General features: G+C 45.3%; 18 protein-coding genes. 10 read left to right on the forward strand and 8 right to left on the reverse strand.

Annotation, left to right across the window (positions count from 1 at the left end):
- Positions 1–339 precede the first annotated feature (339 nt).
- From LY387_RS23345 to LY387_RS23365, 5 genes are read left to right on the forward strand one after another with little or no spacing between them, the layout of a single operon-like run.
- Positions 340–798 carry an RpiB/LacA/LacB family sugar-phosphate isomerase gene (locus tag LY387_RS23345; protein ID WP_234496565.1) on the forward strand — a complete coding sequence of 153 codons (459 nt, stop codon included), beginning with the start codon at positions 340–342 and terminating at the stop codon, positions 796–798.
- Positions 799–812: 14 nt separating this feature from the next.
- On the forward strand, positions 813–1820 hold the full coding sequence (locus tag LY387_RS23350; protein WP_234496566.1) for a dihydroxyacetone kinase subunit DhaK: 1008 nt from the start codon (positions 813–815) through the stop codon (positions 1818–1820).
- Positions 1817–2452: a dihydroxyacetone kinase subunit DhaL gene (gene dhaL, locus LY387_RS23355; RefSeq protein WP_234496567.1), complete on the forward strand. Its 636-nt coding sequence runs from the start codon at positions 1817–1819 to the stop codon at positions 2450–2452. Before LY387_RS23350 ends, dhaL begins: the two co-directional genes overlap by 4 nt.
- On the forward strand, positions 2449–3237 hold the full coding sequence (locus tag LY387_RS23360; RefSeq protein WP_234496568.1) for a triose-phosphate isomerase: 789 nt from the start codon (positions 2449–2451) through the stop codon (positions 3235–3237). Before dhaL ends, LY387_RS23360 begins: the two co-directional genes overlap by 4 nt.
- Positions 3230–4075 (forward strand): sugar phosphate isomerase/epimerase family protein, encoded by an 846-nt coding sequence (locus tag LY387_RS23365; RefSeq protein WP_234496569.1) that lies wholly within the window; start codon positions 3230–3232, stop codon positions 4073–4075. The genes LY387_RS23360 and LY387_RS23365 overlap by 8 nt, the downstream gene beginning before the upstream one ends.
- 70 nt (positions 4076–4145) lie before the next feature.
- On the opposite strand, the gene LY387_RS23370 is transcribed toward LY387_RS23365, so the two are convergent.
- From LY387_RS23370 to amrB, 6 genes are all read right to left on the reverse strand, one after another.
- Entirely contained in the window at positions 4146–5288 is a 1143-nt protein-coding gene (locus LY387_RS23370; RefSeq protein WP_234496570.1) for an iron-containing alcohol dehydrogenase, read from the reverse strand.
- Positions 5289–5412: 124 nt separating this feature from the next.
- Positions 5413–6027 carry a hypothetical protein gene (locus tag LY387_RS23375; protein WP_234496571.1) on the reverse strand — a complete coding sequence of 205 codons (615 nt, stop codon included), beginning with the start codon at positions 6025–6027 and terminating at the stop codon, positions 5413–5415.
- A gap of 196 nt (positions 6028–6223) precedes the next feature.
- On the reverse strand, positions 6224–7441 hold the full coding sequence (gene glgC / locus LY387_RS23380) for a glucose-1-phosphate adenylyltransferase (RefSeq protein WP_234496572.1): 1218 nt from the start codon (positions 7439–7441) through the stop codon (positions 6224–6226).
- A gap of 386 nt (positions 7442–7827) precedes the next feature.
- On the reverse strand, positions 7828–8367 hold the full coding sequence (idi, locus tag LY387_RS23385; protein WP_234496573.1) for an isopentenyl-diphosphate Delta-isomerase: 540 nt from the start codon (positions 8365–8367) through the stop codon (positions 7828–7830).
- Positions 8368–8519: 152 nt separating this feature from the next.
- Positions 8520–9119, reverse strand: coding sequence for an AmmeMemoRadiSam system protein A (gene amrA / locus LY387_RS23390; RefSeq protein WP_234496574.1), 600 nt, complete (start codon positions 9117–9119; stop codon positions 8520–8522).
- Positions 9094–9888: an AmmeMemoRadiSam system protein B gene (gene amrB, locus LY387_RS23395; protein WP_234496575.1), complete on the reverse strand. Its 795-nt coding sequence runs from the start codon at positions 9886–9888 to the stop codon at positions 9094–9096. Before amrB ends, amrA begins: the two co-directional genes overlap by 26 nt.
- Positions 9889–9957: 69 nt before the next feature.
- On the opposite strand from amrB, the gene amrS reads away from it, so the two are divergent.
- Together amrS and LY387_RS23405 are read left to right on the forward strand one after the other, a co-directional pair.
- Positions 9958–11040: an AmmeMemoRadiSam system radical SAM enzyme gene (gene amrS, locus LY387_RS23400; RefSeq protein WP_234496576.1), complete on the forward strand. Its 1083-nt coding sequence runs from the start codon at positions 9958–9960 to the stop codon at positions 11038–11040.
- Between the two features lie 137 nt (positions 11041–11177).
- Positions 11178–11327, forward strand: coding sequence for a hypothetical protein (locus tag LY387_RS23405; protein ID WP_234496577.1), 150 nt, complete (start codon positions 11178–11180; stop codon positions 11325–11327).
- Between the two features lie 72 nt (positions 11328–11399).
- Here the strand turns inward: LY387_RS23405 and LY387_RS23410 are convergent, their stop codons facing one another.
- Positions 11400–11906: a hypothetical protein gene (locus LY387_RS23410; protein ID WP_234496578.1), complete on the reverse strand. Its 507-nt coding sequence runs from the start codon at positions 11904–11906 to the stop codon at positions 11400–11402.
- Positions 11907–12369: 463 nt separating this feature from the next.
- Positions 12370–12987, reverse strand: a complete 618-nt coding sequence (locus LY387_RS23415; protein ID WP_234496579.1) for a TfoX/Sxy family DNA transformation protein — start codon at positions 12985–12987, stop codon at positions 12370–12372.
- Positions 12988–13286: 299 nt separating this feature from the next.
- Between LY387_RS23415 and LY387_RS23420 the strand changes: the two genes are divergently transcribed.
- The 3 genes from LY387_RS23420 to LY387_RS23430 are packed head-to-tail and all read left to right on the forward strand — an operon-like array spanning position 13287 to position 14505.
- Positions 13287–13604 carry a cupin domain-containing protein gene (locus LY387_RS23420; RefSeq protein ID WP_234496580.1) on the forward strand — a complete coding sequence of 106 codons (318 nt, stop codon included), beginning with the start codon at positions 13287–13289 and terminating at the stop codon, positions 13602–13604.
- Between the two features lie 6 nt (positions 13605–13610).
- A complete protein-coding gene (locus LY387_RS23425) occupies positions 13611–14279 on the forward strand; it encodes a DUF3313 domain-containing protein (protein ID WP_234496581.1) in 669 nt (222 codons plus the stop codon).
- Positions 14280–14289: 10 nt separating this feature from the next.
- Complete coding sequence (locus tag LY387_RS23430; protein WP_234496582.1) at positions 14290–14505, forward strand: DUF3820 family protein; 216 nt, start codon at positions 14290–14292, stop codon at positions 14503–14505.
- The last annotated feature ends 31 nt before the right edge of the window (positions 14506–14536 follow it).

A 14536-nucleotide genomic window follows, 5' to 3' on the forward strand; every position in this document is an offset into this window, starting at 1 on the left:
TTATTAAAACATCCGTTAATTGCTATTGAGTATAAAATAAGCAGCTAATTTCAAACGCGATCTGAATCACGCTAACAGACAAAATATAACTTATTTTCCTCGTGAGTTAATGTACAAAAAAAGAGTATTAAAATATTCTTATGGATTGTTATTGTGTTTGATTGATATATTAATGTCTAACTGAAATATAATAGCTGACTAATTTTAATTACTAATGCACAAAATAAATAAGAAATAAATTAATAAATTCTTTGTGACGCAATTCAAATATGACCTATCTAAAATAAAGTACTTTAATAATAAGTGTTGTTAAATCTACTCCATTAGTTAGGAGGTAATATGAGTATTGCAATTGGCTGCGATGATGCGGCGGTGAACCTTAAATATGTACTTTGTGAACATTTACAAAAGTTAGGTTATGAATATACAGACTATAGTGAAGCACCAAAGGATGTTTCTAATTTATATGCAGATATTGCCGAGCGTGTTGCGAAAAAGGTAGCCGATAATACCCATGAGCGCGGAATTATCGTTTGTGGTACGGGTATTGGGGTATCGATTGTCGCGAATAAAGTGCCGGGCATAAGAGCCGCGCTGTGTCACGACGTTTTCTCAGCAGTACGCGCTCGCAAGAGTAATGGTGCTCAGATCATCACTATGGGTGAGCGAGTCATTGGGGTGGAGCTTGCTAAAACCATTTTAGAGGCTTGGCTTAATGCTGATGAGATTGATGAGTCATCCAAGCCTAAAGTACAAAGGATTTGTGAGATAGAGGCAGAGCTTCACGCTCAATCGTGATTGAGGGATAGATAATGAGAAAACCAAAGAAACTGATTAATGACAGAAACGCGGTTGCTCGTGAGCAATTTGAAGGGTTTATGGCTGCGATGAGTCGTGATCTTGAGCCTATCTCAAATCACACCTGCGCCATTCGCAAAGCACCTCTGAACGGCAAGGTAGCCGTGTTTACTGGTGGAGGTGCCGGTCACGAGCCGATGTATGGCGGCTATGTGGGCGAAGGGTTAGCGGATGCGGTCGCTATTGGTGACGTGTTTGCTGCACCGACCCCTGATGCGATCTTCGAAACAGCTTTGGCACTGAATCCAGAGAATGGCGTGGTGTTTATCTACGGTAACTACGCTGGTGACAACATGAATTTCGATATTGCTGCAGAGCTACTAGAGGACGAAGGGGTTCGAACTCACACGATTCGCATCAACGACGATGTTATTTCCGCTCCGTTTGACAACAGTAAAGAGCGCCGAGGCATTGCAGGTGCCCTGTTCGTTCTCAAAGTTGCCGGTGCTGCTGCCGCTCGTGGAGACAGTTTTGAGCAAGTCGTCGAGGTGGGAGAGCATGCGCTTCGATCGACGAGTTCGATTGGCGTCGCGCTCGGTCCTTGCGCAATACCTAGAAACGAGGGTTTCAATTTTCAGATCCCGGACGATGAAATCGAGATAGGAATGGGCCTACATGGCGAACCAGGTGTTGGCAAATCCAAGCTCTCAAATGCTGATGATGTGGTCTTTGAAGTGATGACCATACTAGAGCATGAGGCTGAACTTAAAGAGGGCGACGAGGTAGCGTTACTCATTAACAACCTCGGCGCATCGACTCAGATGGAACTGCTTATCGCCAACCGAGCGGTTCATCATTATTTGAGTGAGAAAAATGTATCCGTGGTGGATAACCTGGTAGGTGGTTACTGCACCTCGTTAGAGATGTCGGGTTGGTCTATCTCGTTACTCAAGCTTGATGAGCAGTTGAAGTCGCTTTATCAGGCTCCTTGCCAGTCATTTGCATTGAGGAAGTCACTATGAACAGTCAAGAAACGAAACAGATGTTGAAAACTATGTCCTTAAATATGGTCAAGAGTGAGCCACTACTGACTAAGGTGGATCAAGCAATTGGCGATGGTGATCATGGCCTAGGCATAGAACGCGGCTTTCAAAACGTCTATGACATGATTGATCAAGGATTTGAAGCTAATAATGTGGGTGATGTTTTAACCAAAGTTGGCACTAAACTCTTGACCACTATGGGCGGAGCATCAGGGGCGATCTTCGGTACCTTGTTCCGAAATGGCGGAAAGGCTGTGGCTGGTGAACCTGAACTGACGACCCCTGTCGTTGCGGAGTTTTTGGCAGCTGGCCTAGAAGGCATTCGTAAGCGAGGCGGTGCGGATGAAGGCGCGAAAACGATGATCGATGCTCTCGCTCCAGCGGCTCGAAAAGCCAATGAGTTGTCGCATTTGCCGTTGAACGAATCAATGCCACTCATTGTAGAGGCATCTAGGCAGGGCGTTGAAGCAACCAAGTCTATGATTGCAACGACAGGTAAAGCCAAAACATTAGGCGAACGCTCACTGGGATACCCAGATCCTGGGGCAATTTCAATGTCACTGATCTTAGAATTTATGGAAGCTTCAATTGTAGAAGGAGAGCCCGCATGAAAAAGGTCTGGTTGGGCTCTAGCTGGAAAATGAACAAAACTAACGATGAGGTGGTCAGATACTGCAAACTGATAAAACCTCATCTTTCAAATCTTAGCGCTGACCTGCAGACTTTCCTGATACCTCCGTTTCCGTATGTAAAACAACTTGAAACGGCACTTAGTGAGACCCGATGCTTAACGGGTGTCCAGAATGTGGGCTGGGCGAGCAGTGGACCTTATACAGGGGAAGTGTCTGTAGATATGGCGAAAGACATAGGCGCGTCCCTCGTTGAGATCGGACATTCAGAGCGCCGAGAGTGGTTCGGTGAGACAGACGCAACAGTTAACAAAAAAGTGATCCTGTCACTAAAGGCGGGCCTCAGACCATTAATTTGTGTTGGAGACACTGCAGATGAAAAGTGTTGGGGAGTATCAGAAGAGTCTATCTTACGGCAGATAAAGATTGCACTACACGGAGTTTCCCCTCAACAAGTGACCAACGTGCTCATCGCCTATGAACCAGTGTGGGCAATCGGCGAGAATGGTACGCCTGCATCGACAGAAGAAGCAGAAACTGGTCTTGCTGCGATAAGGTCTGGGCTAACTACACTTTATGGCTCCAAGATCGCGCAATCTGTTCCACTTCTTTATGGTGGGAGCGTAAACATCCACAATGCCAAGATGCTGCTGAGACAGCCGAATATCGATGGTTTGTTTGTTGGTCGAACGGCTTGGCAACCTGAGGGGTTTGCAAGGTTAATCCAGCTGGTGACGGAGGTCATCGAGGAGCAGGCTTATGCTTGATAACTTCTCAGTCAGTACCGTTGCCTATTCGGGTTATACGCTTGACCAAGCGATAGAGTCATTGCATCGTATTGGTGTAAAAAACATTGAGCTGGCTCTGATTAAAGGAGCGGTACACGATCTGGTAGAGTCTGACATCACCATTGAACTGGCCGAGTGGGTAAAAAGCAGCCTTGATCAAAGAGGTATGCAGTGTACCTCTTTTGCTGCTCACTGTGAGATGAACTTAGGCAACTGTAAAGAGCGGTTGTTAAGGCGTGTCCAGCTCTGCTGTACGCTCGCTTGTCCAAGGTTAGTCTTATATGCACCAAGAGACACAACGTGGCAGCAGTTCTACAACGAGGCTAGGGCAGCATTCGATCTCGCTAAGTTATCCGGCATTAAGATATTGATAGAAAATGTCGGGGATACACGCTCTTACTTACTCAATGATGCCGATGATTTTGATGCGTTTATTGAGCAAGTAGACAGCTCGGTTGTTGGAATAAATTTCGACCCAGGTAATTTTTTGTCTCATCGTCCAGAGCTTGATGTGCTTGAACATTCTATTGCTAGTCTTGAAGTAGCGGAACACATCCATATTAAGGATTTAATTCAGTCTGGTGATGCTTGGCAATGTTGTGAAGTTGGTGATGGTGCTGGTCGCTATGACGCGCTTTTTGACGTCGCCTTTCAACAGGAAAGCATGCCTTTTTTCAGTATTGAATCACCATACTCGTTAGAGCGGTTAGTGGATGGTTCAACGAGGCTGAAGCCAAGGGACTCAGTGCTATCGATTCAAGATATTGAGATGAAGTTGCGCTCTTCCATTGAGTTTGTTCGCGCTCGAATTTTGTAAGAATAGGTGCGGAAGCCGTTTTGGTTTCCGCACTTAAGGTATTTCGTTTATCTAAATCGTAGAATGGCTCTTATAGGGCCTGTTCGAGGATACGACGTGATACGTCAATACTAATAGCTTGGTTTTCACCAAGTTTGAGGTAGCCATAGTCCTCGAGTTTCTTGATAACTGCGTCTACGGCTTCAGATTTGTCACCTTGCACCTCTGAAAGCTGAGTATCGACATTCAAACTCGCGTAGAAAGCCTCAATCGCTTGAATCGTGCGCTCTGCAAGATCGTCGCTATCTGTTAGCCCAAACACGTTGCGACCCATCTGTTCAATCTTGCCTTTCTTAAACTCCATTTGGCTTCTGAGTAGCGAAGGCTGAATGATAGCCAGCGAGCGCGCGTGGTCGACATCCCACAGTGCCGTTAACTGATGACCAATCATGTGAGTCGCCCAGTCTTGAGGCATACCTGTGCCGATGAGTCCATTTAGCGCTTGGTTAGCTGTCCACATCAAGTTCGCACGCCATGCATCGTCTCTTTGTTCGAATGCTTTGCCGAGATCGAGAAGATTTCTCAACAATACTTCGGCGTAACCTTCTTGAACCATATGTCCTGTTGGAGACGTAATGTACTGTTCGCAAACGTGAACCCATGCGTCGACGAGACCATTGATCAGCTGGCGCTCAGGGAGAGTTTTCATCGCATCTGGGTCAAGTACAGCGAACGCGGGACGAACGGTTGGAGACAAAAAGCCGAGCTTTTCTTGCGTTGCTTTTTTAGTCACGACCGCCCCCATATTTGATTCTGAGCCCGTTGCCGGGAGCGTTAGAACCACACCCAATGGAAGGGCAGCCTCTGGTTTGTACTTACCAGTGATGAGATCCCAGCTGTCTCCGTCGTGTAGAGAGGCTGCGGCGACGTATTTGGTTCCGTCAATGACGCTACCACCACCGACGGCGAGCAGATAATTGATGTTCTCGGATTTCACTATCTCGATGGCTTTATCGAGCGTTTCCTTGGTTGGGTTTGCTTCCACACCCGAAAACTCAGACCATTGATGGTCTTTGAGCGCAGTTGCAACTTGGTCGTACACGCCATTCTTCTTAATGGAGCCACCACCATAGATGACCAATACTTTTGAATCTTTAGGGATGCTATGACTAATTTGCTCAATTTGACCTTGACCAAAATGAATAACAGTAGGGTTTACATAGCTGAATTTCATGACATTGCCTCATGTATCGTATTATCGATTATGCGAATGGATCGAAATCGGTTCGATTGCTCTTACTTATACTTGGGGCGAATGGATCAGGCTTCAAGGTAAACCTGACCCATAATTGGAAGGATTATCCGCAGGTCGGTGCTGAACCGGCGATTTCACGCTCTTGCTGCAGTTCTTTGTGCAGAGCTTCTAGTTGAGTCTTTGCCTGGTTGGCATCGTTCATGGTGGAGCTCAGTTTCACGTATTTATCAACGGCGCGATCGACCCCTTGGGTGTTTCCTCGGTCGTAGTCTATGAGAGCCTGCATTGCGACGCCTGCTTCTTTATAGGATTGCTGAGACGCTTGTTCTGCCTTTAGCGCTGCTCGATACGCATCATCATGTTGGCAAGCGACAAGCGCACCGATAGACGTTTCAACATCTGGTCCGAATTCTAAAGCTGGCTTAGAGGGAGCCGGCGGTGCCGACTGAGCCGCTTGTTGAGCCTCTACTTGTTGGTCTTTTGAGTAACCGTCGATAGCGCCCGCTGTACCACCTGCGAGTGCACCTGCGGTGACATTTCGGCTAAGACGATAAGTATCAACCTCACCATCGACAATAAGGTCGGTTAGTGCACCAAGCATGCCCGCCGATACTGCACCAACCGCGGCCCCTTCAGCGGCGCCTTGCGTAGTGTTAGCTCCGCACCCAACCAAAAGGCTCGCAGCAATTGCAGTAGCCAAAAACGACTTTAACTTCATAGTTTACTTCCTATGTAACTGACTGTAATACAAGAATTATAGGACCATATTTTTGAAAGTATGCGAGTAATGTGAGAAATCTGGGTCACGGTGCAACAAATTAGCGTTAGACCTACAACGAAGCAGCCGCTCTCTAGGGAGCGGCTATTGTTTTATTCAAGGAGCAACTATATCTTTCGGGGGAGAAGAGAGTCAGCTAGTCGAACACATACCCTTCAGGTATCACTACAATACCTTTTTCTGAGATATGGAATCGAGCCGCATCCTCAGTTGGGTTCAAACCAATGATAGTGCCATCTGGAATAACAACGTGTTTGTCGATGATACAGTTCGCCAGTTGGCAGTTCTCGCCGACCGTTACATCGCCAAAAATAATGCTATCCGCAATAGTTGCACCATCATTGATCCGTACATTAGACGAGAGAATAGAGTGGTGTACTGAACCGCCCGAGTTCACGACACCGTTGGCAATAATCGAGTTAATGAAGATACCCTCATTTCCAGTCGCTGAAGGTACGGTTCTCGCTGGTGGCAGTTGAGGCTCATAGGTTCGTATCCCCCAGTTTTCCTGATAGAGGTTCATGGGCGGAACAGGTTCCAACAAATCCATGTTGGCTTCATAGAAGGAATCAATAGTCCCTACATCACGCCAGTAACAATCGCGCGCAACTCGGCCTTTTTCGTCACCAAAGTTGTAAGCGTAAACACCTTGGCTATCAATGAGCTTAGGAATGATATCTTTACCAAAGTCATGACTAGAGCTATCAAGCTCAGCATCTTGTTCTAACGCTTGTTGGAGTGCTTCCATTTCGAAAACATAGATGCCCATTGACACCAAAGAGCGACTCGCATCCGTTGGCATACAAGCAGGGTCTTCTGGTTTTTCATTAAAATCAACAACTTGATTTTTGTCATTGATCTCCATGACACCAAAAGCTGTGGCTTCTTCACGGGGAACATCCATGCACGCTACAGTGAGTTTAGCGCCAGACTCTTTGTGTTCTTGAACCATAGCTTCGTAGTCCATGCGATAAATGTGATCGCCAGACAGCACAACGACATGTTTCGCATCGCTGCGGGAGAGTAGCCACATGTTGTGATAAATCGCATCTGCCGTTCCTTCATACCAAGCGCCGCCTTTTCTCATCTGTGGGGGGACCACAGTGATAAATTCTTTGAGCTCTGGATTAAAGATCGACCAGCCATCACGGATATGTTTATGAAGCGAGTGCGATTTATATTGAGTGAGTACCAGAATTTGTCTCAGCCCTGAGTGCAAACAGTTAGTAAGCGTGAAATCAATAATCCGGTATTTTCCACCGAATGGAACCGCTGGCTTAGCTCTGTCATCGGTTAGGGGGCTTAACCGAGAGCCCATGCCTCCAGCTAGGACAATAGTAAGAACGTCTTGCATCTTATTTCTCCCTGAAATTGTGCAATTTGAATAGTCTAGGTAATTTCCTTTCAAGAAACACGCCAGACGCTAACATATTGAATATCAAAGGAGAGGATAGGAGGAACAAACACGATTGCACCAAAATGGTGATAGAGTTTGAGCATGCGCACGTTTATTGTGCTCAGTCACTGCTTATGATTCATGTTGGTGCAATGTTGACGAAACATCGCTTAGAAACACAAAGTTACACGCGTGGACAGAAAGTAATCAAAATCTTCTCTTTAGGCTATATATAAAGGCGTTTTACATTGTAAATGCCGTATAGTTTGGAGCCTCGCACCTAGTGATAGGAAGTCAATAGGTGCGAGGATAAACTTAATCGAATGAGATTTTAACCGCAGGAGTTATTTCTCTGCGAGGTGTTGGTTAACTTTATCAAAAACGAGCTTAAACCATGCGGTGTACGCTTGCGGTGTTTCCGCTAGGTGCTCAGCTATCGCTTGTTTAGATTGCCATTCACATGCTTCAGCTTCTTTGTCGTTTACGTCTAGTTCAACGGTGTTGCTCTCTGCAATAACGACGTGGTCTAGCTCGTTTTCCGTTAAGCCGTTATCAAATTTGGTGCGGTAGCTGATTGTGCCGATGTCTTCCAGCACAAGTGAGTCGCGAATACCCAGCTCTTCATCTAGACGACGTTTTGAGGCTGCAAGGATCTTTTCATCTGGGCGCGGGTGAGAGCAGCATGTGTTGCTCCATAGTCCACCGCTATGGTACTTATTTGCTGCGCGCTTTTGCATCAGGAACTCGAGTTGACCATCGTTATAACGATAAATCATGACCGAAAAGGCGAGGTGTCGAAAGCCCATTCTATGTGCGTCGAGTTTATCCTCTGTTCCAATAGGGTTTCCGAATTTATCTACAACAACAACGAGATCTTCAAGCATAGGTACTCTCATATTTTGGTATTTGCGACATCCCATGTACGCTTTACCAATGTTAGGGGTTCACTCAACTCCTGTTGTGAGCGCGAATCATACCACCAAAGTTTTTTTTCGCACGTTTAATAAAACCCTGACGAGAAAATAAGTAAGATCGTCTACATTCTCCGATACTTTCGGCTTAATTTTTGAACATCAAAGACTTTCACCGAAATATCCTCTGGCCAATACGTAGGGTGCCAACCTGCTTTTTGCTTTAAGTGTTGTAAGAAATGGATCGGGCTTGGGAGTTGTTCCCATACTTGTGGGAGAAATAGAGCACCTTTTTTGCCATCAGAAAGCGTCAATCCACATTTGTTGTGTTTGAGATAGTCGATTAAAGCAGATTCTGAGGCTACATCGAGTGTTTGAGGTTCAGTCAGTACAGAGACTTCAATTTCTAGCCCATCTACTTGAGACTTCTGCAGGGGTAAAAATCGTTTGTCTTGGCAGCAGCTTGCCCATGCTTTTCGCATGACCTCAAGAACGAGAGGCACTTGCGGGACTGTCGTCCCGATGCACCCTTGGAGTTGGTCATCGACGTGCAAGGTGACAAAGCAAGCACCTTTTTCTCTGATAGCTTCTGGATGATCCTCAAGCCTGACTTTTGGTAAAGGCTCTTCTGCTAGATAACAGCCTACTGTTATTTCTACCATATCAAGTAATCGAGATAGTTCAGTGTTGGTTAGCGTTTTATCTTGATATTGCGTAGCTGACATAGCCTACCACCCTTTGTTTATCGCCGTGAGGGCTGTCTCCCGAGTTGGTGAGAGACAACCGAGTCAATCGACGGTTTCGTTTATTAATAATTAGATTGGCAGCATTAATACTTGTGTGCCCACATGCCTCGTGACCTGTCAGGGGAAGCCCGTTTTCGATTTTTGAGCAGCTTTTATTATCTAGAACAACGCAGTCGTCGTAGTTGTGAAAATGACTTAGATCAGAGCTGACAAGAAGTAGAGTATTGGTGTCCCAGAGAGGTTCCACAAGCTTCGCTACGCTCACCATATTGACATTGCCGGTGAGAATCGGAACGACGCTAAAGCGCTTCAAACACTTGAGCAAAAAGGGCAGTTGTACTTCTAAGCAGTGCTCATTTTTATGAGCAAGATCGTTAACCGTGCAAATGTCGTTTTCAGACAGTTTATCGAGAGCTTGTGTATCTAAAGGCACTTTGCCCAAAGGGGTATCGAAGTACCTAACACTTGGAATCGCACAACCTGAAAAAGCGACTCTATGACTAGGGCCAATAATGACAACACGCGAAAATTGTGCATTTTGTTCTTTGAGTAATTGATAACCAAAGGCTGCAGTGTGCCCAGAAAAGACATAACCAGCGTGAGGAACAATCAGTCCGCTTATTGCTTCTTCGGAATGATGGTTTCCCTCTGAGGAGGCAGAAGCCATCAACTGAGAAATATGTGTCTGTAACTTATTAGGATCACCGTAATAGAATCGCCCAGCGACGGCAGTCGGTCGCACATCCATGTCGCCTCCAGAAGTTTCATGCTGTCTATACTTAGCAAGTATAGAATCTATCCACTTTTAAGGTGTGAGATGAGCCAACTTAAACCCTATTATCCAACCAAATATTGGCAGAAGCTGGATGACGGCAGAGTGCAGTGCACTGTGTGTCCCCGTTTATGCACGCTACGAGAGGGAAAGCTTGGCGCGTGTTTTGTTCGAAAAGCAGAACAGGGGGAGATTGTACTGACCACGTATGGCCGTTCGAGTGGTTTTTGCATCGATCCCATAGAGAAAAAACCATTGAATCATTTCTATCCGGGAAGTTCGGTTTTGTCGTTTGGCACTGCTGGATGTAACTTGGGTTGTAAGTTTTGCCAAAATTGGAGCATTAGTAAGTCACGGCAGATAGATACACTAGGGCAGCAAGCAAGCCCCGAACAAATCGCCCAATCTGCACTCTCAAATCACTGCGATAGTATTGCATTTACTTACAACGATCCTGTCATTTTCATGGAATACGCGGTCGATACCGCGATAGCCTGCCGTGAAGCCAACATCCATACGGTTGCTGTTTCGGCGGGGTACATGAATGAGAAACCTAGAGAGCAGTTTTTCTCGGTAATTGATGGCGCTAATATTGACCTAAAAGCCTTCAGCGAACGTTTTTATAAAAAGGTCTGCGGTGGTGAGTTGGCACCAGTGCTAGAAACATTGATGTACTTGAAGCATGAAACTGACGTTTGGTTTGAAATCACAACGCTGCTCATTCCTGGGGAGAACGATAGCGAAGCAGAATTAGAAGCAATGACTCAATGGATCTTTGAGCATCTGGGGCCAGATGTCCCACTTCACTTTAGCGCCTTCCATCCAGATTTTAAGATGATGGATACGGTTCGAACACCCGCAAACACATTGGTGAACGCGCGGCACATAGCGAAAAGAAACGGCCTTCATTATGTCTATGTTGGTAATGTCCATAATGAGCAATGTAGCAGTACGTACTGTCCGAATTGCGGACAAAACGTGTTAAGCCGAAATTGGTATGAACTGGGTTCGTGTTCATTGTCGAGCGCGGGTAAATGTCTACATTGCGGTTATCAATTGGCAGGACGATTCGCCCACATTGATAAGCCGTTTGGGCGTCGGCGTATACCCATCCAAGTTGCTCAATAAGATGAATTTTTGTGATGTTGAACTGATCAGTCTCAAGGATGATATTCGTAGTAATACTTTGGTCGCAAAGTGTTGAAACTGACTCTAGAACTGACTAATTTAGAAATCAAAGGGACGAACCAAACCAGGAGATGAACATGGACGTAGTCGTAATGCTAACCAACGGACGTTTTGGCGTACTTGAAGACTGTGACAAGCTTGAGTTAGAGGGTGAGCTGGTTGAGTGCTGGGTTGAGGAAGAAGAAGGATTTGAACTGGCAACGGGTCAAGTGGAGCGTGTTCTCTAATAAAGTTGAGAACAAAACGAAATTCAAAAAGCCCCGTCAGAGCACGACTTCTGACGGGGCTTTCTATTTTTCTTAAGCTTGCTGTGCTGTTAATGCGCGCTTTTCTAAGAATTTAGCAATTGCTGTTACACCTGCGATGTACATAGCACCACCCAGTAACGCTACCGCCATCCAAGAGAAACCGTGCTCAACAACGTGGTCTTTGTGAAGGATACACATTACTACGTAGGCAAATGTAATGTAGCTGAATGCAAAGTGGGCAATTGGGCCCATACCAATAGTGATTAGTACAACGCCCGCAACATAGATATAGAACGCGTTTTCGCCGCCAACCATTGGAGCAAGCGTGCTCAGTGTCGCTGGAATCAACATACCCATGGCGATACCAACAATACCAGCAGCAAAGATGTTTTTGAGCTTTGATAGGTCGAACTTCGCTTCAAAGAAGAAAATTAGCGCCAAAAACGCAGGCCACTTATCGTGGATGCCAAGTTTTTGAAGGATAACCGTGCCTGCTACGATCCAGATCGTTAGCATTAGCGTTTTCGTCATGTGCGCTGAATTGAATACTTGATTCATGATTAACTCTCATAGGGTGTTTGTAAGAAGTTTGGGCGCGGAGTCTATAGAGAGTTGATGAGTGGGTCACTACCACATTTTTGCCAACCATAGAGTTACCTTTTAGGAGGTTGCAGGTAGTGCGTAAATTATCAATTGGTGTTCAAAAATTAATCGACGCACATAATGGGATCTAATGGTGCAGTACTTGGGAATAGGGGCTACCTATTAGAGCAATGTTACTAACATGCTTGTTACGAGGCTTTATTTTTCTTCTCAGTAGCGAATTTTGGTGGGAAATTAGCCCATTGCCACACTTAGATACAAAGCATCATGAAATGATAAACATCTCAGCTATTACATGCTCCACTCACATGGTTTAATCAATCTCGTGATTTAGTTGTTCTGTCCACTTTCAATTAAACACACACATCCAACATTGTATTGATGTTTGCCCTGCTGTGGATTACAGCAGGGCTTTTTTTTAATGAGCAAGATAGTCTGAGCCGACTTCATGCGTTAGAGATTGTCTTTTTAGCTCAGGCAAAATGGTCCAGTGAATCCCTTCAAGCGCGCCAGCAATACAAAATAATAGGTTGACGCCAGGATGCTTCTCTTGGCTGACGCAAACTGCCTTGTATGCGTTAACGGGTCCTTGCTCTCGCAGCTCATCAATCGATGTGATCCCCGCTTTTCGAAGCATGCGTTCGGTTTTGTACTGCATGTTTGGCAGATCTTTGATACGAGTTGGTGTCTCTTTCTTAATTTTTTCTTTCAGACCTGCCGTCCATACTTCTTCACACAAAGAAGCGATCTGCTTTTTACTATGACTAATAGAGTCTGGCACTGAATAGTAGTTAGAGAGGCTAGGGTAGTTTCTGGAGTGAGCTCGCCAGTTAAACTCATAAGGTGTACAACCAGAATCGATGAATTCTTGCTTTAAACTCTCATTGCTTGCCCTAAGGTAGACCTCGTCGCCCTTTATTAGTGCAAACATGACCCCACCTGACAGAACCCCTTTACCCCCAAAAACAGAACGAATGGTAATGTCGTCTAGTGTCGTATGCGCCTCGATAGACTCTACAAAAGTTTCCAACATCATATCTCTCTCCTTGAATGCTTAACGCGTCCATAATCGACAAATTTAAAACAAATCTGTGATAGACCTAGCATTAATCATTCCAACTTGAACATGAGTTACAAATTAATGAGAGATGGAATTCAGTTAAGGGTCAGACCTTTGCTGTTTTTCTCTACTCGCTGCCACATTATTGGGAAGTCTTCAGGCCAAACAATTTGTTTTTAATTCAGTAACAAAGGCTCCTATCTGAAAGAGTTGGAAAGTAGGTGTTTCGCTTCTTCGTAGCGTATACTTCTACGTAATTATCGAGGAGAATTTCAATGCAGTTAGGGAATCTATTTACCAATATTCCGAACCAACTACCTGATGAGCTATTTGAAGATATAGTTAAGACGTCAAACATTCGAGTAGAGCGGATTCTCTCCGATGGTCACTCAACACCCGACGGTGAATGGTATGACCAAGCTGAAAATGAGTGGGTTGCCGTGCTCCAAGGGCAGGGTGTTCTTGAGTATGAAGATGGACAGACCATTACTCTTGATGTCGGCGATTACGTTAACATCCCAGCTCACGTTAAACATCGCGTAAAATCGACGGTTTCAGGCGCAACGACGATTTGGTTGGCTATTTTTTATTAAGGACGAATGATGAGATTTCTTTCTATTGCGTTATCTGCTGCTCTATTCATACTGGTGGGCTGTTCTTCTTCCGAAAAAACTCAAACTTCGCAGTTTAAAACGTACAGTGATTTCTCTCCGGGTCCCGATGGTGGTGTAGACCTAGTATGGGCAAGACAAGATGTATCGACGCCAGAGCAGTTGCGAGAGATTTTCTCTCAATACGATAGCGTCGTGTTAGACAGAGTGTACGTAGTTGTTGATGAGACGGAACTCAGTGATAGTGAAATCAATGAGCTGACAGATCATTTAGTCTCAAGGCTTAAAAGTAAACTTGGCGAGTTTAAGTCGATTGTAGACAAGCCTTCCCCAAGGACTCTTCGCGTGAGCATAGCAATAAGTAACGTAGAAACACCAAACCCCATCTTAGCTGTTACGAGTAGTGTATTACCTGTGGGGCTTGGGATATCAACCATCTCTAAGATCACGACAGGTGAGCACACCAATGTGGGAAAAGCTACCATTGAGCTTCTTGTTTCGGATTCCATGTCGGACGAACCAATTATTGCAGCTATCGACTCACGATCTGGAAACAAAGACTTTACCACTATGATAGACTCCCTCGATGATGCGAAAGACGCCATCGACTGGTGGGTCGAGCGCCTAGGACACACGCTGGCGACGGCTGGCGAATAAAGGTAACGCAATGCTGCAAAAAGAAAATTTAGTAAAACTCGCCCGAATGCAAATGCCATTTGGTAAGTATGCCGGACGAGTTTTAATAGACCTACCAGAAGAGTATTTACTTTGGTTTGATAAGAAAGGCTTTCCGAATGGTGAGTTGGGGGAGCTATTGAAGTTGTGCTTGGCTCTGAAGATAGAGGGACTTGATAGCGTAGTGAAACCTCTAAAACGGATGTAACTTATCGAATTAGAATCAAGCGTTGAGCGGT

Source organism: Vibrio maritimus, assembly GCF_021441885.1.
Taxonomy (GTDB): domain Bacteria; phylum Pseudomonadota; class Gammaproteobacteria; order Enterobacterales; family Vibrionaceae; genus Vibrio; species Vibrio maritimus_B.